The organism is Promicromonospora sp. NFX87, assembly GCF_048564965.1.
Lineage (GTDB): Bacteria > Actinomycetota > Actinomycetes > Actinomycetales > Cellulomonadaceae > Promicromonospora.
Map to the genome: position 1 here is coordinate 5,753,480 of NZ_CP183413.1, position 22,478 is coordinate 5,775,957.

At 70.0% G+C, this 22,478-nt stretch carries 21 protein-coding genes; 7 read left to right on the top strand and 14 right to left on the bottom strand.

What is annotated here, in order from left to right; genetic code table 11:
• Positions 1-24 precede the first annotated feature (24 nt).
• On the bottom strand, positions 25-1,029 hold the full coding sequence (locus ACNYC2_RS25780; protein WP_419704483.1) for a LacI family DNA-binding transcriptional regulator: 1,005 nt from the start codon (positions 1,027-1,029) through the stop codon (positions 25-27).
• A 128-nt stretch (positions 1,030-1,157) separates the two neighbouring features.
• On the opposite strand from ACNYC2_RS25780, the gene uxaC reads away from it, so the two are divergent.
• Complete coding sequence (gene uxaC, locus ACNYC2_RS25785; protein ID WP_419704484.1) at positions 1,158-2,585, top strand: glucuronate isomerase; 1,428 nt, start codon at positions 1,158-1,160, stop codon at positions 2,583-2,585.
• A 261-nt stretch (positions 2,586-2,846) separates the two neighbouring features.
• Positions 2,847-4,925 carry an alpha-glucuronidase gene (locus ACNYC2_RS25790; RefSeq protein ID WP_419704485.1) on the top strand — a complete coding sequence of 693 codons (2,079 nt, stop codon included), beginning with the start codon at positions 2,847-2,849 and terminating at the stop codon, positions 4,923-4,925.
• Between the two features lie 10 nt (positions 4,926-4,935).
• Here ACNYC2_RS25790 and ACNYC2_RS25795 read toward each other — a convergent pair whose 3' ends face one another.
• Complete coding sequence (locus ACNYC2_RS25795) at positions 4,936-5,448, bottom strand: pyridoxamine 5'-phosphate oxidase family protein (RefSeq protein WP_419704486.1); 513 nt, start codon at positions 5,446-5,448, stop codon at positions 4,936-4,938.
• 136 nt (positions 5,449-5,584) lie between these two features.
• Here ACNYC2_RS25795 and ACNYC2_RS25800 point away from each other — a divergent pair, with 136 nt between their 5' ends.
• Both ACNYC2_RS25800 and ACNYC2_RS25805 read left to right on the top strand, forming a co-directional pair.
• Positions 5,585-5,824 carry an AbrB/MazE/SpoVT family DNA-binding domain-containing protein gene (locus ACNYC2_RS25800; protein ID WP_419704487.1) on the top strand — a complete coding sequence of 80 codons (240 nt, stop codon included), beginning with the start codon at positions 5,585-5,587 and terminating at the stop codon, positions 5,822-5,824.
• The gene (locus tag ACNYC2_RS25805; RefSeq protein WP_419704488.1) at positions 5,821-6,213 is read left to right on the top strand and encodes a type II toxin-antitoxin system death-on-curing family toxin; all 393 of its coding nucleotides are present in this window, start codon (positions 5,821-5,823) and stop codon (positions 6,211-6,213) included. The genes ACNYC2_RS25800 and ACNYC2_RS25805 overlap by 4 nt, the downstream gene beginning before the upstream one ends.
• Here the strand turns inward: ACNYC2_RS25805 and ACNYC2_RS25810 are convergent.
• From ACNYC2_RS25810 to ACNYC2_RS25845, 8 genes are all read right to left on the bottom strand, one after another.
• A complete protein-coding gene (locus ACNYC2_RS25810) occupies positions 6,210-6,548 on the bottom strand; it encodes a YnfA family protein (protein WP_419704489.1) in 339 nt (112 codons plus the stop codon). The genes ACNYC2_RS25805 and ACNYC2_RS25810 overlap by 4 nt on opposite strands.
• A gap of 48 nt (positions 6,549-6,596) precedes the next feature.
• A complete protein-coding gene (locus tag ACNYC2_RS25815; protein ID WP_419704490.1) occupies positions 6,597-6,848 on the bottom strand; it encodes a hypothetical protein in 252 nt (83 codons plus the stop codon).
• A gap of 100 nt (positions 6,849-6,948) precedes the next feature.
• A complete protein-coding gene (locus tag ACNYC2_RS25820; protein WP_419704491.1) occupies positions 6,949-7,869 on the bottom strand; it encodes a hypothetical protein in 921 nt (306 codons plus the stop codon).
• Between the two features lie 57 nt (positions 7,870-7,926).
• Complete coding sequence (locus ACNYC2_RS25825; RefSeq protein WP_419704492.1) at positions 7,927-8,607, bottom strand: glycosyltransferase; 681 nt, start codon at positions 8,605-8,607, stop codon at positions 7,927-7,929.
• Complete coding sequence (locus tag ACNYC2_RS25830; RefSeq protein WP_419704493.1) at positions 8,600-10,192, bottom strand: GH39 family glycosyl hydrolase; 1,593 nt, start codon at positions 10,190-10,192, stop codon at positions 8,600-8,602. The genes ACNYC2_RS25825 and ACNYC2_RS25830 overlap by 8 nt, the downstream gene beginning before the upstream one ends.
• An 84-nt stretch (positions 10,193-10,276) precedes the next feature.
• Entirely contained in the window at positions 10,277-11,920 is a 1,644-nt protein-coding gene (locus ACNYC2_RS25835) for an extracellular solute-binding protein (protein WP_419704494.1), read from the bottom strand.
• A gap of 82 nt (positions 11,921-12,002) precedes the next feature.
• Positions 12,003-12,932: a carbohydrate ABC transporter permease gene (locus ACNYC2_RS25840; protein WP_419704495.1), complete on the bottom strand. Its 930-nt coding sequence runs from the start codon at positions 12,930-12,932 to the stop codon at positions 12,003-12,005.
• A complete protein-coding gene (locus ACNYC2_RS25845) occupies positions 12,929-13,954 on the bottom strand; it encodes an ABC transporter permease (protein WP_419704496.1) in 1,026 nt (341 codons plus the stop codon). Before ACNYC2_RS25845 ends, ACNYC2_RS25840 begins: the two co-directional genes overlap by 4 nt.
• A 257-nt stretch (positions 13,955-14,211) precedes the next feature.
• Between ACNYC2_RS25845 and ACNYC2_RS25850 the strand changes: the two genes are divergently transcribed.
• Complete coding sequence (locus ACNYC2_RS25850; RefSeq protein ID WP_419704497.1) at positions 14,212-15,228, top strand: LacI family DNA-binding transcriptional regulator; 1,017 nt, start codon at positions 14,212-14,214, stop codon at positions 15,226-15,228.
• Positions 15,229-15,299: 71 nt separating this feature from the next.
• Here the strand turns inward: ACNYC2_RS25850 and ACNYC2_RS25855 are convergent, their stop codons facing one another.
• From ACNYC2_RS25855 to eda, 3 genes are read right to left on the bottom strand one after another with little or no spacing between them, the layout of a single operon-like run.
• Complete coding sequence (locus ACNYC2_RS25855) at positions 15,300-16,295, bottom strand: NAD-dependent epimerase/dehydratase family protein (RefSeq protein ID WP_419704498.1); 996 nt, start codon at positions 16,293-16,295, stop codon at positions 15,300-15,302.
• A gap of 29 nt (positions 16,296-16,324) precedes the next feature.
• A complete protein-coding gene (locus ACNYC2_RS25860; RefSeq protein WP_419704499.1) occupies positions 16,325-17,425 on the bottom strand; it encodes a sugar kinase in 1,101 nt (366 codons plus the stop codon).
• Complete coding sequence (gene eda, locus ACNYC2_RS25865; RefSeq protein WP_419704500.1) at positions 17,422-18,084, bottom strand: bifunctional 4-hydroxy-2-oxoglutarate aldolase/2-dehydro-3-deoxy-phosphogluconate aldolase; 663 nt, start codon at positions 18,082-18,084, stop codon at positions 17,422-17,424. The genes ACNYC2_RS25860 and eda overlap by 4 nt, the downstream gene beginning before the upstream one ends.
• Positions 18,085-18,165: 81 nt before the next feature.
• Between eda and ACNYC2_RS25870 the strand changes: the two genes are divergently transcribed.
• Positions 18,166-18,903: an IclR family transcriptional regulator gene (locus tag ACNYC2_RS25870; RefSeq protein ID WP_419704501.1), complete on the top strand. Its 738-nt coding sequence runs from the start codon at positions 18,166-18,168 to the stop codon at positions 18,901-18,903.
• A gap of 72 nt (positions 18,904-18,975) precedes the next feature.
• On the opposite strand, the gene ACNYC2_RS25875 is transcribed toward ACNYC2_RS25870, so the two are convergent.
• Positions 18,976-21,537 (bottom strand): ATP-dependent Clp protease ATP-binding subunit, encoded by a 2,562-nt coding sequence (locus ACNYC2_RS25875; protein WP_357503275.1) that lies wholly within the window; start codon positions 21,535-21,537, stop codon positions 18,976-18,978.
• Between the two features lie 298 nt (positions 21,538-21,835).
• Between ACNYC2_RS25875 and ACNYC2_RS25880 the strand changes: the two genes are divergently transcribed.
• A complete protein-coding gene (locus tag ACNYC2_RS25880) occupies positions 21,836-22,456 on the top strand; it encodes a hypothetical protein (protein WP_419704502.1) in 621 nt (206 codons plus the stop codon).
• Positions 22,457-22,478: the final 22 nt, after the last annotated feature.

A 22,478-nucleotide genomic window follows, 5' to 3' on the forward strand; every position in this document is an offset into this window, starting at 1 on the left:
CAGGGTGTGTTGCCGGGACGGGCGTCAGTTGACCGGCCCGGCGGGTACGGGTCCTGTGGACCCGCGAATCGTGAGCTCCACGGGGAGCTGTGAGCTGGCGGACGTCCCGCCGCGCAGGCGAGCGAGCAGCAGGTCGACGGCGCGGCGGCCCAGCCGGGCGAGCGGCGCGTGCACCGTCGTGAGCGCGGGCGAGACGAGGGTGGCGAGCTGGACGTCGTCGAACCCCACCACGGACATCTCGCCCGGTACGTCGACGCCGCGGTGCCGGAGCCGGTCCAGGATCCCGAGCGCCATGAGGTCGTTGAACGCGACGACGGCGGTCACGCCGCCCGCCAGCGCGTAGTCGGCGGCCTGGGTGCCCCCGGCGAAGTACGGCTGGAACGAGCCGAGCTCCACCAGCTCGACGTCCCGCTGCTCGGCGGCGGCCTTCAGCCCGGCGACGCGACGGCTTCCGGACCAGGACGACGACGGCCCTGCCGCGATGCCGACCTTCCGGTGCCCGAGCGCGTACAGGTGCCCGAGCACCTGGGCGACGCCGTCGGCGTCGTCCACCGAGACGCACGGAACCTCCGGCGTCTCGGAGCCGCCCGTCAGCTCCCGGTTGGCCAGGACCGCGGTCACGCCCACCAGCGCCGCGCGCAGCTCCGCGTCGTCCGACCGCGGCGAGGCGACGAGCAGGCCGTCCGTCCGGGCGGCGAGCGCGCCGATCAGCTCGGCCTCGACGTCCGGGTCCTCGTCCGAGTCGGCGACGAAGACCTCGTAGCCCTCCGCGCGGGCACGCGCCTGCACGGCCTTGGTCACGGTGGCGAAGTAGGGGTTCTCCAGGTCGGGCACCAGCAGGCCGACGGCGTGCGTGCGCCCCATCCGCAGGCCGCTCGCCGCCTGGTTGGGCCGGTAGCCGAGCTCGGTGGCGATGCGGGTGACCCGGTCGCGGGTCTCGGCAGCCACACGTTCCGGGGAAGCGAGGGCGCGCGACACCGTGGAGATCGAGACCCCGGCGGCGCGAGCGACGTCGTGCACCGTGACCATGGCACCTCCTTGTGGACCGTTGCGACGCTGCAAACGTTTGCACCATACCCTAGGTTAGAGTGCAAACGTTCGCACGACCCTCCGTCCGGCCGCCCGACCGGCCCGGCAATGACGCCAGGAGCACACGAATGACCGCATGGACCCTGCATCCCGACCGAGCGCTGCCCGCCGACCCCGTGACGCGGCCGATCGCCCGCGAGATCTACGAGGCGGTGCGCGACCTCCCGATCGTGTCGATGCACGGTCACGTCGACGTCGCGGCCTTCGCCGACGACGAGCCGTTCCCGGACCCGGCGCAGCTCCTCGTGGTGCCCGACCACTACCTGACGCGGATGCTCGTCTCGCAGGGGGCGCATCTTCCGGAGCTGGGCGTCGGGCCCGCTGACGCGCCGGGCTTCGAGTCCGACCCGCGCGAGATCTTCCGGCGCTTCTGCGCGGGCTGGAAGCACTTCCGCGGTACGCCGACGCGGTACTGGATGGAGCACGAGCTCGTCGAGATCTTCGGCGTCACCGTGCGGCCCTCCGCCGAGACCGCCGACCAGATCTACGACCAGATCGCCGAGACGCTGGCCGACCCGGCATTCCGGCCGCGGGCCCTCCTCGACCGGTTCGGCATCGAGATCATCGGCACCACCGACCCCGCCTGGAGCACGCTGGAGCAGCACGCCCAGCTCGCAGCGGAGCTGCCGGGCCGCGTGCTGCCGACCTTCCGCCCGGACCCGCTGCTGCACCCCGCCCGGGCGACCTGGCAGGGCGACCTCGAGCGGCTCGCCACGGCGTCGGGCATCGCCACCGATACCTACGCGGGCTACCTGGCGGCGCTCCGCGAACGCCGCGCGGCCTTCGTCGCGGCCGGCGGCCTCGCCACCGACCACGGCCACCTCAGCGCGGACACGACCCCGCTGCCCGACGCCGTCGCGAGCAGCCTGTTCGAGAAGGCGCTGCGGGGCGGCTCCGACGGGTCGGGGATCAGCACGGCGGAGGAGTCGGCGTTCTCCGCGCACATGCTGTTCCAGATGGCGGCGATGTCCGTGGAGGACGGCCTGGTCATGCAGTTCCACCCGGGCGTGCTGCGGGATCACGACCCCGCCGTCGCCGCCGCGTTCGGGCCTGACAAGGGGTACGACATCCCTGTCGTCACCGAGTTCGCGCACGGCCTGCGGCCGGTCCTGGAGGCGTTCGGCAACTCGGCGAGCTTCCGGATGATCGCGTTCACCGTCGACGAGGACGTGTACTCGCGGGAGCTGGCGCCGCTGGCGGGCGTGTACCCGGCGCTCCGGCTCGGTGCGCCCTGGTGGTTCCTGGACGCCCCGGACGCGATGCGCCGGTTCCGGGAGGCTGCAACGGAGACCGCGGGGTTCTCGAACATGTCGGGCTTCGTCGACGACACCCGCGCGTTCTGCTCGATCCCCGCACGCCACGACCTGGCCCGGAGGGTCGACGCCGGCTACCTGGCCCGGCTGGTCGCCGAGCACCGGCTCGACCTGGACGAGGCGCTGGACACCGCGGCGGACCTGGCCTACCACCTGCCGAAGCAGGCCTACGCCGCCCGCTGACCCCACTGTTGGTCGAGCTTGTCGAGACCCGCGCACGTGTCAGACCATCAAGTCACCCGAGTGACCTGAGGGTCTGACACGTCCGGGGAGGTCTGACAGCTGTAGCTGGACCTCGAAGTCCGTTGCCTGCTGGGCGTCGGGGCCCGTTGCCGCCCTGGGCGGACCCTGGCCCGGGGGTGGACCTGGACCAGTTCGCTGAGGCACAGTTCAAGCACGCCCCCACATATCTGCATATCAACCGCAAGACGGACGGGACGATCCATGACCGGTGATACTCAGCGCTCCGTGCCCCATCCGGCCTGGCTGCCCGACGACGCGTTCGCCGCGATCGGCAGCCGCCGCGTGGTGGTGGCCGGCGACGGCGTGCTCGCGGGAACGGTCGCGGAGGAGGTGGCGGCCGCGACGGCGCGGTTCGGCGGTGCGTTCTCGCGTCTGGAGGTGGGCGACGGCGTGTCCGACGCCGAGCTCGTGCTGACGCTCGCGCACTTCGACCCCTCGTCGCACGACCACTCGGCCGACGAGAGCTTCCGGTTCATGCGTGAGGCGGGCGCCGTCGTCGTGCAGGCGGAGACCGATGCCGGGCTGCTGCACGGCCTGTTCCACGTGGTGCGTCTGGGCGAGGCGGCGTTCGACGGGCCGGACGCCGACGAGACGCACGCCCCCGCGACCGACCTGCGGATGCTCGACCACTGGGACAACGTTGACGCGCACCCCGTGATGGGCCAGGTGGAACGTGGGTACTCCGGCGGCTCCATCTTCTACGACAACGGTTTCGTCCGCGCGGACCTGACGCGTGTCGAGCGGTACGCGCGGCTGCTGGCCGCCGTCGGGATCAACCGGGTCGCGATCAACAACGTCAACGTGCACGAGCGCGAGGCGCACCTGCTGACCGACGACCTGGGCGACGTCGTCCGGATCGCCGCCGTCTTCCGGCGCTGGGGCATCCGGGTGCACCTGTCGGTGTCGTTCGCCTCGCCGATCACGCTCGGCGGCCTCGCCACGTCGGACCCGCTCGACCCGGGTGTGGCGCACTGGTGGGTGCGCACGGCGGCGCGGGTGTGGGACGCGATACCGGACTTCGGCGGGTTCGTGGTCAAGGCCGACTCCGAGGGCCAGCCCGGCCCGTTCGCTTACGGACGCACGCATGCCGACGGCGCGAACATGCTGGCAGCGGCGGTCGAGCCGTACGACGGCCTGATCCACTGGCGGGCGTTCGTCTACGACCACAGGCAGGACTGGCGCGACCGGTCCACCGACCGCGCCCGCGCCGCCTTCGACCACTTCCAGCCGCTCGACGGCACCTTCTCGGCGAACGTGATCCTGCAGGTCAAGTACGGTCCGCTCGACTTCCAGGTGCGGGAGCCGGTCTCGCCGGTCCTTGCCGCCATGCCCCGTACCCAGATCGCCCTGGAGCTGCAGGTCACCCAGGAGTACACGGGCCAGCAGAAGCACGCCGTCTACCTCGGCCCGCAGTGGAGCCAGATCCTCGGGTTCCGGTTCTGGGACAAGGCCGGAGGGGACGGCGGTTCCCCCACCGTCGCGGACCTCGCGACCGGCCACGGCAAGGCCGCGGCGGACCCCGGCACCGGGACCTGGCACAAGCCCGCCGGCGGCTTCGCCGCCGTCTCGAACGTGGGCGACGACGAGTTCTGGACCGGGCACCCGTTCGCCCAGGCCAACCTCTATGCGTACGGACGGCTGTGCTGGGACCCGACCCTCGACCCGGCCGCGGTGCTCGACGAGTGGGTGGGCCTCACCTTCCCGGGTGCGCCCGACGCCGTCCGGCAGGCGGTGCACGCGGTACTCGACCGGTCCTGGGAGACGTACGAGCAGTACACGACGCCGCTCGGCGTGGGCTTCATGGTGCGCCCCGGCCACCACTACGGGCCTGACGTCGACGGCTACGAGTACACGCCGTGGGGCACCTACCACTTCGCGGACCGCGACGGGATCGGCGTCGACCGGACCGCGCGGAGCGGCACCGGCTACGCGAGCCAGTACCCGTCGCCCTGGCGCGAGACCTACGAGTCGCCGTCCACCTGCCCGGACGAGCTGCTGCTGTTCTTCCACCACGTGCCGTACTCGCACGTGCTGCACAGCGGGAAGACCGTGATCCAGCACGTCTACGACACCCATTTCGAGGGCGTCGAACGGGTCGAGGCGATGATCCGCGCGTGGTCAGGGGTCTCGAAGCTCGTGGAGGCGCGACTCTCCGAGCGCGTCGCGGAGCGGTTCGCGGAGCAGCTCCGCTCCGCCACCGAGTGGCGCGACCAGGTGAACACCTACTTCCTGCGGAAGTCGGGCGTCCCGGACGAGCGGGGGCGCACGATCTACCCGTAGCGGCGCTCCGTCAGGCCGGCCGCGGGACGTGCCGCGTGTGGCTGAAGGTGCCCTTGCCGAAGGCCAGCACCTTGGTCGGCTCCACGCCGAACACGAGCGCGGGACCGCCGACGTCGTTCAGGAAGACGCCGTCGCCCACCTCGTAGACCCACCGGCCGTCCCACTTGGTGCGCCAGGCCGCCGCGAGCCGCGCCAGCGTCTCCCGGTCGGTCACGCGGTAGGCCGGACCCTCGACCACGACGTCCACGCCCTCGTCCCAGGCGTCCCGGCCGGTGGTCAGCACGATGTTCGGGTTGGCCGCCAGGTTGACGGCCTTCTGCTCCTCGGGTCCGGTCGTGAAATGCAGTGCCCCGTCGAGCCAGACGGCGAGCAGCGGCGCGACGTGGGGGCGCCCGTCGGCGCGCACGGTGGTCACCCAGGCCATCTGGGCGTTCTCGAGGATCTCCTGGGTGGCCTGCCAGGTGGTGGGCTCGGCGTCGGGTTCACTGAACCGGGGGTCGATGGTGGTGATCGGGTCCTTCATGATCGCGCTCCTCGGGGTCGCGTGTCTGTGGTGCCGCTGCTGGAAGGTCCGACGGGCAAGGGGCCGGAAACTCATCGCCGCGGCCGCCCAGCTGGTGCGATAGTTGGAGAGTAGGAATCTCTTACTGGAGGCTGCCATGACCATTCCGACTCTTCGGCCCAAGAACCAGTTGACCGTCCCGAAGGACATCGCCGAGGCCGCTGGGCTGCACGTCGGCGATCCCCTCGACTTCGCCGTCGTCGACGGTGCGGTGGTGATCTCCAAGGTCGAGCTCGGACGGCCGGACGACGCCCGCCCCACGGCCGACGACTGGCTCGCCGCAGCCGACTACGTCGGCAAGCGTGACCGCGAGCTCCTGAACCGGCTCGCCCAGTGACGCACCTCGTCCCGGCACACATCGCGCTGCGGATGTTCGAGGCCGCGGAGGGGATCAAGCCCGTGGTCCGCGACCTCGGGCTCCTGGAAGCCTCGCTGGCGCGCGCGAGCATGAGTTCGTACGGCCACGAGCTCTACCCGGGCATCCACCTCAAGATGGCGGCCACGCTCGACTCCGTGAACCGGAACCACCCGCTCGTCGACGGCAACAAGCGGCTCGCGTGGATCGTCGTCGCCACGACGTATCGCGTGAACGGCCACCCACACCTGGCGGGCACCGTGGAGGAACACGAGGCGCTCGTGATGAAGGTGGCCTCCGATCACCCGGAGCTGGACTGGATCGCCGACCAGCTGGAATCGATGTTCGGCCGGGCGCCGGACGCGGACTAGTTCGTCACCCCGCGCGGCCCGTACATGATCACGGCGACGCCGACCAGGCAGATCAACGCCCCCGTGACGTCCCAGCGGTCCGGACGAAAGCCGTCGACGACCATGCCCCAGATCAGCGAGCCGGCCACGAAGACACCGCCGTAGGCCGCCAGGATGCGGCCGAAGCTGGCGTCGGGCTGGAGGGTCGCGAAGAAGCCGTACAGCCCCAGCGCGATCACTCCGGCGCCGATCCACAGCCAGCCCCGGTGCTCGCGGACGCCCTGCCACACGAGCCAGGCGCCCCCGATCTCGAACAGGGCGGCGGCGATGAACAGGATGATCGAGCGCATGACCATGCCACGACGTTAATCCGCCGAGCGAACTCGGAGGTCAAGCCCCAGACATCAGCCCGCGTCGAACCGCTCCTCGCCCTCCAGGTCGGGGTCGTCCTTGGGGTGCTCGCCGGGGATCGCCTTCTCCCCCGCCGGGTCCTCGGTCGTGCGGTCGAGGTCGTCGTCCTGCCCCGGCACGTCACGAGGTCCGGGATTGGTGCTGCCCTGCACGTCGTCGTCGGCGGAGACGGGGTCGACGCGCGGTCCTGGGTTGGCCTGCGGCGTCGGTGCGTCGTCGGTCCGGTAGTTCTCGCTCTCGCTCATGCTGGACTCCTCCGGCTCGGTGATGCGGCGGCGTGGCCATCGAGACGACCACGCCACCTTCTCGACCGTACGGCGGCGCCGTCCCGCTCGCACCCGCCCTCTACGACGGCGTGTCGCCGGGCACCTTCACGTCCGCCACCTGGGCACGCGCCGGGAGGCCGGTGTCCCAGAACTGGATGGTCTGCAGCGCCCAGAAGAGCGCGAAGATCAGCATCATCGCCGTCTCGACCACGAACAGCGTCTGCGGGAACAGGTCCGGCAGGAACCGGTCGAGGACCACCATGGTCGCCAGGCCCACCACCAGCACGGCGGCCATCAGCGCCGCGATCCAGCGGTACCAGACCCGGTATGCCTGGGCGGACATGCCGCGCAGGCGCTCGAACGCCTGGGTCGTGATCGCGTGGTCCGAGCCGTTGATCCAGGCGACGGCCACCAGGCAGGCGAACAGCAGGACCGCCGCCGTGTAGTGCGCCGACTGCAGGAAGCTCGCGGGCCACACCAGCAGCCACACGCCCGTCCCTGCCCAGGTCAGCCACGTGAGCCAGAGGTCCCAGCCCACGCGCCCGCCCAGGTCACGGCGCCGCGGCCAGGTCGCCAGCACCAGGACCACGCCACCGACGAGCAGCAGCGTGCCCACGTTGTTGCCCACCCGCTCCGGCACGTCGAGGCAGTACGGCTCCTCGCCGCACATCGCGGCGTCGAGCGGCGTCGGGATCAGCGCCACGAGGACCGCGAACATCCCCGCGAAGTTGAGCAGCACCTCCTCGGCCCCGTGCCTGCCCTTGATCGCGATCAGACACGTGCCGATACCCACCAGCGCGCCCACGAAGATGCTCTGCACGGGCGAGTAGAAGTACGCGCTGATCGACGCGTGCCACCACTCCTCGCCGGAGTCGAGCCGTCCGTAGTCAGCGCCTATCTGCATCGTCAACGACACGAACAGCACCAGCACCCCCGCCACTATCGCTATCCGCAGATAGCGGTAGGTCAGCCGTGCCGGGTCCCCCTGCTTGATCGCCATGCGCTCACTGTGGCGCACGTGCCACAGATCGGACAATGTTGCACCGGCGGCGCGAGGTCATGAATCGCCGGTGAACCGCTCCTCGACGTCGGCGAGCAGAGGGCCCGCGTTGCGCAGCACGAAGGCGAGCCACACCACCGCGACCAGGCCGAACACCACCTCGGTGGTCAGCACGATCAGACCCCCCGCGAGCACGAGCAGGGAGAGGTTCCCCAGCGTGACCAGCGGACGAGCCGCGAGGTAGTGGGCGGCGAGGCGTGCCGAGTCCCGTGCCCGGAAGCCGAAGAACGAGACGATCACCAGCACGTTCACCGTCCAGAGGAGCAGACCCGCGCCGATGACGAAGAGCGCCGGCGCGTACCACGCAGGCACCCCGGACGCGTCGAGGTTCGCCAGCGAGAACCCCAGGACGCCGAGCGCCACGAGGGCGGGAGTCCACACCCGGAGGACGTCGGCCCAGTTCAGGCGGTACCCCCGCCAGAAGGAGGACGCCGGGGTCGGCGCGTCGGAGGTGGCCCGGTCGCGCAGCGCGAACAGCCCGGCCGACGCCGCCGGGCCCAGCGGCAGCAGGCACAGCACCACGAACGGGACGTTGCCCGCCGAGCGGTCCAGCAGCGCGAGCGCGACCAGGCCCGGCAACGACGTCAGCACGAGCAACAGCTCGACCACGAGATACCAGTAGATCGTGTTCGCCGCCCGCCCCAGCGGGCCGTCGCCGAACTCCCGGCGCTCAGCCACGGCCCAGGATCCGGTTGTCGTCGAGCCAGGACGGGGTCTCGTCACGTACGGCGTCGAGGGTCACCAGCGTGACGCCGTGCCGCCCGATCGTCAGGTCGAGGTCCACCCGGCCGCCGTCGTCCACCGGTAGGGAGCGCGCCCGACGCGCGGGCTCGCTCGCCTCGTGCAGCGCGTCCAGCTGTCTGCCCGACGGCGACACGGGCCGCCCCATCTCGCGCCAGGCCGCCCAGGCGTTCCCGGCGACCTCATCGACGTCGTACCGCATGGTGAACACCCTCCCAGTCGCCGAAGTAGAGCGCCTGTCCGGCCGGTTCTCCGCAGCAGTCGCCTCGATGCCGGACAGGCGCTCTACTTCGGCGACCGGGGCTGGGATGCTGAGCCGGAGGTCGTGCTGGGCTGGCTCCGCCGGGTCGTCGGTGCCGCCTACCGGCTGCCACGCCAGGACCGTCACCTGGCCGGTAGCCGGATGCCTGGTCACCAGGTGGTCGGCCCCGCGAGCGAGGATCTCCGGCCCCATCCGCGCCATGAAGGCGTACAGGTGGAACGTCGGCTTGCGCACCTGCCGATGGGCCAGCATCCCGAACCCGCCGTGGAAGAACGACGCCGGAACACCGGCCTCCTCGAAGACGTCGCTGAACGTCCAGTAGGAGAACGAGTCGGCGTGCTCTCCGCCCTCCGCGAGCACCGGGGCGAGGTAGGCGGCGTTGTACGCCGTGTCGTGCACCGGGTTGTCGGGGCGGTAGCTCGTGTTGAACTCGGTGATGTGCAGCGGCCGGTCCGCGAGCGCCGTCCCGGCGAGGATCTTGCGCGGCCTGGCGAACTGGTCGAGCAGGTGCTGGGGCCGCTGGAACGTCTGGTAGACGCCGAACGGCACCTGCTGGGCAGGCCCGGAGCTGTAGGCGTGCACGGAGAGGAAGTCGGCGGGGAGGTCGCGCGTGGTGACGAACTCCGCGAAGGGTTCCCACCAGTCGTCCGCTCCCGGGGAGATGGCAGGGCCGCCCACCTGGAGCGACGCGTCGACGTCCTGCACGGCCCGGACCGACGTCTCGTAGAGCTGGAAGTAGGCCGCCTGGTCGGCGTCCTTCCAGAACTGGGGAAGGTTGGGTTCGTTCCACACCTCGATGGGCCAGGTACGCACCTCGTCGAGGCCGTACCGGTCGACGAGGTGCCGCAGGAGCGCCCGCACCAGGCTCGCCCACTCGGCGTGGTCCCGGGGCGGGGTGATGTTGCCCAGCCACCAGAACACCGTCTGGTCGCCGGACGCGAGCCCGCCGGGCATGAACCCGAGCTCGAGGAACGGCTTGATCCCGAGCCCCAGGTAGGCATCGACCACCTGGTCCACGTAGGTGAACACGTAGGCGGTGCCACGGTGCCCGCCGGCGTCGTACGGCCGGTGGACGGCGACGTCGTCGTGCAGGAGGCCGTGGCCCCGGATGTACCGGAAGCCGATCTCGCGCTGCACCAGGGCCAGGGAGTCCTGGTAGTCCTTGCGCAGCGCCAGGCTGAACCGGCCCGTGCCGACGCAGGTGCGCCAGGCGTCGCTGAGTGTTCCGGCGGCCTCGGTCGGCACGATGATGCGGGGCACGGGTCTCCTCGATGGTTTCGGGCGTGGACAGGCGTGCGGGCCGTCGGTGACGGCCCGCACGCCTGGGTCAGGATCGGGTGCCGGTCACTCGCCGCCGGCGACGGCGCCGTTGGCGAGCTCGACGTACTCGGTCATGCTTGCCGCCTCGAGCTCGGCGACGTAGTCGTCCCACTCGCTGAGCGGTCGCTCGCCGACGATGAACTGCGCGGTGTTCTGGTAGACGATGTCCTGCAGGTTCGTCTGGTAGAGCGTCGCCTGCTCCTGCTCCATCTCGTCGTACGTGATGGCCGGCGGGAGGGGCAGCTCCTCCTTGGCGTTCATGCCGTCGAGGAACTCGACGACCTCGTCGCGCAGCATCGACTTGTCCAGCTCCTCGGTGGACCCGTGGGCCAGCATCCAGACGCCGTTGTGGAAGCCGAAGTCCTTGCGGAGCTCCTTGGGCGCGCCGGGGTTGAGCCCGTTGACGTCGATGTCCTCGTTGAGGACCCGCTTGTCGCCGTCCCACTCGAACGTCTCGCCCTCGACGCCCCACTTGGAGAACTCCAGGCCCTCGTCCGAGTAGTACAGCCAGTCGACGAACTGGAGCATCGCGAGGAAGTCGTCGTCCTTCGCGGCCTCGGCGCCGAAGACGATTCCCGACTCGCGGCGCGAGCCCGCGGACAGGTAGCTGCCGTAGGGGCCGGCGGGCACCACGATCTGGCGCACCTCGGCGTCCTCGTTGCCGAGCTGCTCGAAGTTGTCGCGGTACTTCACCAGCTCCTGGTCGTTCGAGCTGATGGCGGCGACGCTGCCGGACGCGAACTTCTGCTCGCCCTGCTCCATCTCCTGGGTGACGGACTCCGGGTCCATCAGGCCGTCCTCGACGAGGGAGGCGAAGTACGTCACCAGCTCGCGGTAGCCGTCACTGGCTCCGGCGTAGGTGAACTCGCCGGCCTCGTCGTCCCACCACAGACCGTTGATGAAGCCGGTGCCGGCGGACGTCCCGAAGTTGGGGGCCGCGGCATTGAGCGTCTGCTCCATCGGGCTGTTGATCGACCACTTGTCGCTGAACGGGTAGTCGATGTCCGGGTTGGCCTCCTTGACGGCCGCGAGCTGCTCCTTGAACTCGTCCCAGGTCTCGGGGTCCTCGGTGATCCCGGCCTTCTCCCACAGGTCCGAGCGGACGGCGATGGAGTACTGCGGCTTCGCGATCTCGTGGATGCCCGGGAGGATGTAGTACTTGCCGTCCTCCTGGCGCAGCTGCTCGACCTCGGCCTCGAGCCCCCACTTCTCGATCTTGTCGAGGAAGTTGGGCATGTGCTCCACGTAGTCCGAGATCGGCAGCAGGGCGTTCCGGAACTGCGTCTCCTCACCCGCGTAGATCGAGGGCATGATGTCGGGCGCGTCGCCCGAGCTGATGAGGACGGAGCGCCGTGTCGCCAGGTCGGCGAGCGGCACGTTGACGTACTCGAACTCGACGTTCTGGTTGTTCTTGAGGTGCTGGACGATCGGCCAGTCCTCCTTGAACGGGTAGTCGGGGTGGTCGCGGTACAGCAGGCTGAAGTCGACGGGCTCCGTCGCCTTGAACGTGGTGCCGACCTCGAAGTCCTCCATGTAGCCGACCTGCGACTCCATGTCGATGGCACCGGACTCCTCGGGGCCGCCGCCGCTGGTCGAGCACGCCGTCAGCGTGACGACCAGGGCCGACGCAGCGAAGCTGGCAGCGGCCCGTCTGCGGGTGATCCTCATGGTTCTCCTTCAGGTTGTGAACGCCTTCGTTCAGGACGGTCAGGCTGGTTCGGGATGGCTCTGTGTGCCGGACGGCGTGCGGTCAGCCCTTGACGGAGCCGAGCATCACGCCGGACACGAAGTACTTCTGGATGAACGGGTACACGCAGACGATCGGCAGGACCGTGAGCAGCATCGCCACGGACTGGACGTTCGCCTGGATCTGCACGGTGTCGCTGCCGAGGTCCGTCGTGGACGTCGCCGCGGCGAGCAGGTTGCGGAGGTAGAGCGTGACCGGGTACATGTCGCGGTCGTTCAGGTACAGGTAGGCCTGGAACCAGGAGTTCCAGAACTGGACCGCGTAGAAGAGGGTCATCGTGGCGATGACCGCCTTGGACAGCGGGAGCACGATGCGGAAGAACACGCCGAACTGCGACATGCCGTCGATCTCGGCGGCTTCCTCGAGGTCCTTGGGGAAGTTGTCGAAGAACGACTTCATGACCAGCAGGTTGAAGACGTTGATCGCGCCCGGCACGACGATCGCCCACATCGTGTTCTTGAACCCGAGGGCGTCGATGAGCAGGTAGTTCGGGATCAGGCCGCCCGCGTAGAGCATGGTCACCATGGCCAGGCCGATCAGGACGCCCCGGCCCTTCAGGTACGGCTTGGACAGCGCGTACGCGAAGGTGGTGGTCAGCGCCATCGCGATGGCCGTGGCGAGCACCGTGTACACGACCGTGTTGCGGTAGTTGACCCAGAAGATCTCGTCGCCCATCACGCTCGCGAACGTGGTCAGGTTGAACCCGCGCGGCCACAGGTTGACCTGGCCGGCGGCGATGTAGGCCTGGGAGCTGAACGCCTTTGCCACCATGTTGAGGAAGGGGTACAGCGTGAGGAACGTGATCACCACGAGCACGAGCCCGTTGACCATCCGGAACGCCCGGTAGCCGGGCGTGTCCTTGACCGTGATCGTGGCGGGGCTGACCGCCGTGATGTCGGGAGTGTTCGCCGTCACCCCAGTGTTCGTCGTCACCACAATGAGGCTCCCACCGCTCGCTTCGAGATCTGGTTGGCCGTGATGACCAGTGCGACACCGATCAGGGCCTCGAACAGGCCGATCGCGGCGGCGAACGAGTAGTTGCCGCCCTCGCCGATCCCCACGCGGTACAGGTACGTGGAGAGCACGTCGGCCGTGTCGTAGGTGAGGGGGTTGTACAGCAGCAGGACCTTCTCGAACCCGACCGCCATGAAGCTGCCGATGTTGAGGATGAGGAGCACCATCATCGTGGGGCGGATGCCGGGCAGCGTGATGTGCCAGGTCTGCTGCCACCGGTTGGCGCCGTCGATCCGGGACGCCTCGTAGAGCTGGTCGTCGATGGTGGTCAGCGCGGCGAGGTAGAGGATCGTGCCCCAGCCGACCGTCTGCCACACCTCGGAGGTCAGGTAGATGGTCCGGAACCAGTCGGCCCGCTGCATGAACGGGATCGCCTCGCCGCCGAACCCCTCGATGATCTGGTTGATCGTGCCGTTGATGGCCGTGAGCTGGAAGACCATGCCCGCCACGATCACTATCGACATGAAGTGCGGCAGGTAGGTGACGGTCTGCACCACGCGCTTGAACAGCCGCGACCGCAGCTCGTTCAGCATCAGCGCCAGGATGATCGGCAGCGGGAAGCAGATCGCCAGGGTGAGCCCGCCGAGGATCACCGTGTTCCAGAAGACGTCCCAGAACGGCTTGCTGCCGATGAACATCTGGAAGTAGTAGAGGCCCACCCACTCGTCGCCGAACATCGAGCCGCCCGGCCGGTACCGGCGGAACGCGATGACGTTGCCGATCATGGGCACGTAGCGGAACACCAGAAGGAAGATGACCGGCAGGACCACGAACGTGTACAGGCGCCAGTGCCTGCGCAGGGACACGCGCCAGGTCTCGTTGTTGCGGAGCTGCTGCGGCGGCACGGGCCCCGCGCCGCCGACGGCGCCACCCGCTCCGCGGCCCGGCAGCCCGTCACCGGTCCGGGGAACGGCGTCGACCGTCCCAGTACCTCGTGCCATCAAGTCCTCCGGTCACCTCGCCGTGCCGGACCTCACCAGGAGGGCGCCACGTCTTCGTGGAACGTTTTCGAAACTATCGGCGGCTTTACCGAGAGTCATTGGCTGGGACATTAGGATGGTTACCGTCATATCGTCAAGACCAGCCCACGGCTGACACTGTCACGATGCGGTTACGCCGAGCTTCGGTGCGATAGAGCCCGACGCTGGTGTACCGTCAGCATCGAAAGTTTCAGAGACCGGATCGAAAGGCCTGCGCAATGACGGCTGTACGGCCAGGTCCCACCATCGCGTCGATCGCGAGCGAGCTCGGCCTATCTGTGCCCACGGTCTCGAAGGTGCTCAACGGCAGGGCCGACGTCGCCCCCGCCACCCGCGACCGCGTCGAGGCAGCGCTGGAGAAGCACCAGTACCGGCGCCGGCGCCCGGCGACCGCGCCGGCGGGCACAGCGCTGATCGACCTGGTCTTCCACCGGCTGGGCTCCGGCTGGTCCATGGAGATCATCCGCGGCGTCGAGGACGCGGCCGCCGAGTCCCGCACCAGCGTGATCCTGTCCGAGCTGGGCGGCGAGCACCGCCCGCCCGCCCGGTGGCTCGACACGACCATCGCCCGCCCGCCCCTGGGCGTGCTGCTCGTCGCCGCGAACCTGTCCGAGGGGCAGCACCAGCAGCTCGACCGGCGCGGCATCCCCTACGTGGTGATCGACACCGACGGGGAGCCACCGGCCGACGTCGCCTCGGTGGGCTCCGACAACTGGAACGGCGGGCTGGCCGCCACCCGGCACCTGCTGGCGCTGGGCCACCGGCGCATCGCCATGATCACCGGGCCGTGGGACATGCTCTGCAGCCGGGCGCGCGCGGACGGGTTCCGCTCCGCGCACGAGGAGGTGGGCGCCGTCGTCGACCCCACGCTCGTGCGGGAGGGCAACTTCTACGTCGAGACCGGCTTCAACCACGGCCTGGAGCTGCTGTCCCTGCCCGACCGTCCGACGGCGGTGTTCGCCGGCTCCGACATGCAGGCCCTCGGCCTGCTCCGTGCCGCGCACCAGCTCGGCCTGCGTGTGCCCGAGGACCTGTCGGTGGTGGGCTACGACGACCTGCCGCTGGCCTCCTGGGTCGGTCCGCCGCTCACGACCGTGCGGCAGCCGCTCCGCGAGATGGGAGCGGCCGCCACCCAGATCCTGCTCGACATAGCGCGCGGCCGGTCGCCGAAGGTGCGTCGGCTGAACCTCTCGACCGAGCTCGTGGTGCGGGAGTCGACGGCGCCGCTCCGCTGACCTAGCTGACCTCCGCTGGTCGAGCTTGTCGAGACCCCACCGGGTCTCGACAAGCTCGACCAGCGGGAGGGTCAGATCGAGCGCGCGTGCTCCGCGAGCCGGTCGAACGCGGCGTCCAGCTCGGCGTCGACCACCTGTGCCTGGGGGTGGGCGTCGTACCAGGACACCTGCTCCGCGGCGCCGACGTCGTAGGTGATGGTGGTGCCGAACTCGGGCACGAGCGTGCGCACCTTCGAGATGTCGAAGACCATCGAGTGCGCCTTGTCCCCCACCAGGCCGGGGCCCATGTCGGGCAGCACCCTGGCGATCGTCTCGGACGCGACGTGCACCAGGTCGGGGTTCGGCACGCCCGCCGCCTCGGAGAGCCAGGTGTAGATCTGGTCCCACGTGGGGGCGTGCGTGCCCGTGATGTGGAAGGACTCGCCCACCGCGAGCGGGTGGCCGAGCAGGCCCACGAACCCCACGGCGAAGTCCTCGGTGTGCGTCAGCGTCCACAGCGAGGTGCCGTCGCCGTGGACGACCACGGGCTTCCCGGCGCGCATCCGTGCCACGTCGGTCCAGCCGCCCGACGTCGGCAGCAGGGTGCGGTCGTACGTGTGCGACGGGCGCACGATCGTCATCGGGAACCCGTTCTCGCGGTACTCCCGGACCAGCACGTCCTCACACGCGATCTTGTCCCGGGAGTACTGCCAGAACGGGTTGCGCAGCGGCGTCGACTCCCGGACGGGCAGCCGCGCCGGTGGCGTCTGGTAGGCCGACGCGGACGAGATGAACACGTACTGCCCGGTCCGCCCGGCGAACTGCGCGACGTCGCGCGCCACGTGCTCAGGGCTGAACGCGCGGAACTGCGCGACGACGTCGAACTCCCTGCCACCCAGCGCCGCGGCCACTCCCTGGGCGTCGTTCGCGTCGGCGACGAGGGTCTCCACGCCGACCGGAAGCTGGCGCGCCGCTGATCTGCCTCTGTTGAGCACCGTCACCCGGTGCCCGAGCCGGGCGGCCCGGGCCACCGAGGCGTGGCTGATGATTCCGCTTCCACCGATGAACAGGATGCTCTTGGACGACATGCCGCCAATCCTTGCACCAAATGGGCAGGTCAGCGCTGTACGCGGGCACTTCCTCCACCGGCGAGCTTCGCGACCTCTGCGAGGGTCACCATGGTGGTGTCACCGGGGGTGGTCATGGCGAGCGCGCCGTGCGCGGCGCCGTACTCGACGGCCTCCTGGAGCGAGCCCAGCTCCATGAGCCCGTAGGCCAGACCGGAGGCGAACGAGTCGCCGCCACCGACCCGGTCGAAGATCTCCAGGTCCGCCCGGTGGGTGGCCTCGGCGAAGCCCTCCTTGCGCGACCACGCGATCGCGCCCCAGTCGTTGCGCGACGCCGACCGCACCCCGCGCAGGGTCGTCGCGATCACCTGGAAGTTCGGGTACGCCTCCGACGCCGTCTCGATCATGGCCCGGAACGCGCCGGTGTCGAGGTCCGTGAGGTTCTCGTCGACACCCTCGACCTCGAAGCCGAGCGAGGCCGTGAAGTCCTCCTCGTTGCCGATCATCACGTCGACGTGCTGGGCCAGGCGCCGGTTGACCTCACGGGCGCGCTCCTCGCCGCCGATGCCCTTCCACAGGGAGGGCCGGTAGTTCAGGTCGTACGACACGATGGTCCCGTGCCGGCGGGCTGCGGCCATCGCGGCCTCTGCGACGTCGGCGCTGCTCTCGGAGAGCGCCGCGAAGATGCCGCCCGTGTGCAGCCAGCGCACGCCGCGCGAGAAGAGCGCGTCCCAGTCGACGTCGTCAGGCTGCATCTGCGCGATGGCGGTGTTGCCACGGTCGCTGACGCCGACGGCGCCGCGCGCGCCGAACCCGCGCTCGGTGAAGTTGAGGCCGTTGCGGACCGTGCGCCCGATGCCGTCGTACGGCACCCACTGGACGTACTGCGTGTCGAGGCCGCCGGTGAGCATGAAGTCCTCGACGAGCCGGCCGATCTCGTTGTCGGCGAGGGCCGTGACGATCGCGCCGCGCAGGCCGAAGCAGCGGCGCAGGCCGCGCGCCACGTTGTACTCGCCGCCGCCCTCCCAGACGTCGAAGCTGCGGGCCGTGCGGACCCGGCGGCTGCCCGGGTCGAGGCGGAGCATCACCTCGCCGAGGGCGACGACGTCGTAGGCGCTCTCGGCGGCGGGACGGATGCTGAGCGAGGTCATCGGTTCTTCTCCTGGTCGATCTGGGCGGCGAGCGCGACGGCGTCCCGCGTGCGGGTGGTGATGCCGTCCCAGTCGCCCGCGGTGACGAGCGCCCGGTCCACCATCCACGAGCCGCCGACGGCGAGCACCGGCTTCAGCGTCAGGTAGTCGGCGAGGTTGGCGGCGCTCACGCCGCCCGTCGGCACGAACCGGAGCCCGGGGAACGGCGCGGAGAACGCCTTGATCGCGGCCGGCCCGCCGACGACGGACGCGGGGAACAGCTTGACGACGTCGATCCCGAGGTCGAGCGCCGCCATGATCTCCGACGGCGTGGCCACGCCGGGCAGCACGGGGACGCCGTGCTCCTGCGCGCGCCGCACGACGGCGGCGGACAGCCCCGGGGACACGATGTAGCGCGCGCCGGCGTCCACGACGTCGTCGACCTGCTGGACGGTGGTCACGGTGCCCGCGCCGACCACGACGTCGGGCTGGTTCTTCGCGACCGCGCGGATGGCGTCGATGCCGCCCGCGAGGCGCAGCGTGATCTCAGCGACGGGGAGGCCGCCCGCGACGAGCGCGTCGGCCAGGCGGGCGCCCTCGTCGGCGCCGTCGACCACCACTACCGGCACGAGCCGGTGGGCGGCGAGGGTCTCGAGGACTGTGCTGTCCGCGGATGACATGGGGCTCCTTCATGAACTAGTGTTTCGCTATGGTGAACGGCTGTTGTTCACCGCGAAACGCATGCTACGTGAGGGAGCCCCATGGATGCCAGCCCGCTCGGGAGCGTCGACAAGGCGCTGCTGGCGCTCGACACGCTCGCCGGCTTCGGAGCCAGGGGCGCCTCGCTGGCCGTTCTCGCGCAGGCGGTCGGCGTCAGCAAGCCGACCCTGCACCGCACGCTCGCCGCGCTGCGCCACCGCGGCTACGCCGAGCAGACGGAGGACGGCGCCTACCGGCTGGGCCCCGCCGCGCTCTCCCTCGGGAGCACCTACCTGGCGGAGGAGAACCTGCCCGCGCTGCTGCACCCGGCCCTGACCGCACTCAGCGAGAAGACCGACGAGCTGGTGCACCTCGGCGTGCTCGCCGGGCGCGAGGTGGTCTACCTCGACAAGGTGGAGCCGCAGCGGGCGGTCCGCGTGTGGTCCGCCGTCGGACGGCGGCGCGCTGCCGCGACCACTGCGCTCGGCCGCGCGCTGCTGTCGGTCCAGGACCTCGACGAGGCGGCGCTCGCCCGGTTCGCGGGCGACGCGACCCGCCCCGAGCGGCTTCGCGAGGCGCTCTCGGAGGCGCGGGCCTCCGGGATCGCCGGCGAGACCGAGGAGAACGAGGTGGGCATCGCCTGCATAGCGACCCCCCTGCTGCGCGCCGGGCGCGCGGTCGCGGCAGTCAGCATCACCGCCCCGGTGGAACGGCTCACCGGAGCGGCCCGTGCCGAACGGATAACCGCGCTCCGCGACACCCTCCCGCCCCTCCTCCCGGCCGGCCTCACCCTCCCGTGAGCGGACGCCAGAAGGCCCGGCCACCCCTTTCGGGGTGACCGGGCCTCTGTGGTCCGGAGAGCTACCGGGCGATCAGGCTCCGCCGGCGGCCATCTGGCCCGACGGCGGCAGGTCGCGCGGAACCAGCCCGGCGCCCGCGGGCACCGACTGCGGCTCTGCGGTGGTCGGACGACGGCGCTCGTCGCGCTCCACACCCCGGAACGTGAACTCGCCGAGGATGCCCTCGCCGACGCCGTCGATGATCACCAGCTGGCCTGCGGTGAGCTCGCCGAACAGGATCTTCTCGGACAGCGAGTCCTCGATCTCCCGCTGGATCGCCCGCTTGAGCGGACGGGCACCGAGGACCGGGTCGTAACCCTTCTCGGCCAGCAGGTGCTTGGCGGCGGTCGTGAGCTCGAGGCCCATGTCCCGGTCGCGCATGCGGCGGTCGAGCTTCGCGATCTCGAGGTCGACGATCTGGATGATCTCGTCCTGCGAGAGCTGCGGGAACACGACCGTGTCGTCGACACGGTTGAGGAACTCCGGCCGGAAGTGCTGCTTGAGCTCCTCGTTGACCTTCGCCTTCATCCGCTCGTAGGAGGTCACCAGGTCGCCACCGGAGTTGAAGCCGGTCTGGACGCCCTTGGCGATGTCCCGCGTGCCGAGGTTGGTGGTCATGATGATCACCGTGTTCTTGAAGTCGACCACTCGACCCTGCGAGTCGGTGAGACGACCGTCCTCGAGCACCTGCAGCAGCGAGTTGAAGATGTCGGCGTGCGCCTTCTCCACCTCGTCGAACAGGACCACGGAGAACGGCTTGCGCCGCACCTTCTCGGTGAGCTGGCCACCCTCGTCGTAGCCGACGTATCCGGGCGGGGAGCCGAACAGTCGCGAGACCGTGTGCTTCTCCGAGAACTCGGACATGTCGAGCTGGATGAGCGCGTCCTCGTCGCCGAACAGGAACTCCGCGAGAGCCTTGGCGAGCTCGGTCTTACCGACACCCGTGGGGCCGGCGAAGATGAACGAGCCACCGGGGCGCTTCGGGTCCTTGAGGCCGGCCCGCGTACGGCGGATGGCCTGCGACAGCGCCTTGATGGCGGTCTCCTGGCCGACGACCCGCTTGTGCAGCTCCTCCTCCATGTGGAGCAGGCGGCTGGACTCCTCCTCGGTGAGCTTGACGACCGGGATGCCGGTGGACATCGCCAGCACCTCGGCGATCAGCTCGTCGTCGACCTCTGCGACCGTGTCGAGGTCGCCCGACTTCCAGGCCTTCTCCTTGTCCGCGCGGAGCTGCGTGAGCTGCTTCTCCTTGTCACGCAGGCCGGCGGCCTTCTCGAAGTCCTGCTCGTCGATCGCCGACTCCTTCTCGCGGCGCGCCTCGGAGATGTTCTCGTCGAGCTCCTTGAGCTCCGGCGGCGCCGTCATCCGACGGATGCGGAGCCGTGCGCCGGCCTCGTCGATCAGGTCGATCGCCTTGTCCGGGAGGAACCGGTCGTTGATGTACCGGTCGGCGAGCGTTGCCGCGGAGACCAGCGCGGAGTCCGTGATGGACACGCGGTGGTGCGCCTCGTAGCGGTCGCGCAGACCCTTGAGGATCTCGATGGCGTGCTCGAGCGAGGGCTCGGACACCTGGATCGGCTGGAAGCGACGCTCCAGGGCCGGGTCCTTCTCGACGTACTTGCGGTACTCGTCGAGCGTGGTGGCACCGATCGTCTGCAGCTCACCGCGAGCCAGCATCGGCTTCAGGATGGAGGCGGCGTCGATCGCGCCCTCGGCGGCACCCGCACCCACCAGGGTGTGGATCTCGTCGATGAACAGGATGATGTCGCCACGCGTGCGGATCTCCTTGAGCACCTTCTTGAGGCGCTCCTCGAAGTCACCGCGGTAACGCGAACCGGCGACCAGCGCGCCGAGGTCCAGCGTGTACAGCTGCTTGTCCTTGAGCGTCTCCGGGACATCACCCTTGACGATGTCCTGCGCGAGACCCTCGACGACCGCCGTCTTGCCGACGCCGGGCTCACCGATCAGCACCGGGTTGTTCTTGGTGCGGCGGGACAGGACCTGCATGACCCGCTCGATCTCCTGCGTACGACCGATGACCGGGTCCAGCTTGCCCTCGCGCGCGGCCTGGGTGAGGTTGCGGCCGAACTGGTCGAGCACTGCCGAGCCCGCGGGCTGGCCCTCCTGGGGACCGCCTGCGGAGACGGGCTCCTTACCCTGGTAGCCGCTCAGCAGCTGGATGACCTGCTGGCGCACCTTGTTCAGGTCGGCACCCATCTTGGTGAGTACCTGTGCCGCGACGCCCTCACCCTCGCGGATGAGACCGAGCAGGATGTGCTCGGTGCCGATGTAGTTGTGGCCGAGCTGCAGCGCCTCGCGGAGCGACAGCTCAAGGACCTTCTTGGCACGCGGCGTGAACGGGATGTGCCCGCTCGGCGCCTGCTGCCCCTCACCGATGATCTCGGTGACCTGGGTGCGGACGCCGTCGAGCGAGATCCCGAGCGACTCGAGCGCCTTGGCGGCTACGCCCTCACCCTCGTGGATGAGGCCGAGCAGAATGTGCTCCGTGCCGATGTAGTTGTGGTTCAGCATCCGCGCCTCTTCTTGGGCGAGGACGACGACGCGACGGGCGCGATCCGTAAATCTCTCGAACATGTGCTGCTCCCTCACGAGCGGCGTACACCTGCACCGGCGGTACCAGGCCTGACCGCAACGACTCTATGCGCTCACAACGCGCCCATGGGCCGATCGATGCCCATGTTCGCCAGGGGCGTGACGATGTCCGGCCCTCGAACGGGCCTCGAACACACCGGTGCGCGGCGACACGCCCGGGCGCGGGCTCTCGTCGGCGAGTCCCGGCTGTTTCCGGGCCGATTCCCACGGAGGTAATTGACGCCTTCCCCCGCACCCGGCAGTCTCGGTGTCAGACCCGTACCCGTCCCGGGGAGGCCACATGGCGGACGAACCGAGCCCGACCCCCGAGTCCTGGGAGCAGATCGTCGCGCGCTTCGCACGTTTCTCCGGCGTCGTCGGCGAGGTCGACGACCCCCTGACCTGGGGACTCGACCTGGTCGAGGAAGAGGTCACGGGTATCTCCGACAGCACGGACCCCACCGAGGAGCGCTTCCTGCGCTCCTATCGCACGTTCTCCGGCGAGACCGTCGAGGTCGAGACGCTGCGCGTGCCGGCGACCCCGGCGCAGATCGAGGACATCGTCCGCGCCGCCTGCAGCGGAGCGCTCGTCGCACCGCTGCACGCCGACGTCGACCCGGCCGCGCCACCGGAGATCACCGACGTCACCGAGCTGGCCGAGTCCTACCAGGACTACCGCAGCGCGATGCGGGCGATAGTCGCCGAGGTCGACGACGTGCCGTGCGAGACCCGTCAGTTCCGGGTGGACGGCACGGCCAAGCGCTGCATGCGCGTCACCGTGCGCAACGTGACAGCCGTCTACTCCGCCGCGGCAGACCGCGCGGTGGTCGTGACCGGGCCCTCTGACCTGGTAGATCGCGTGGATGTGATCACGCGGCCCATCCGGAACCTCCTCCACGGTGAGGACGGCCCGCGCTTCTGAGCCGGAACTCACCCCCAGCGGC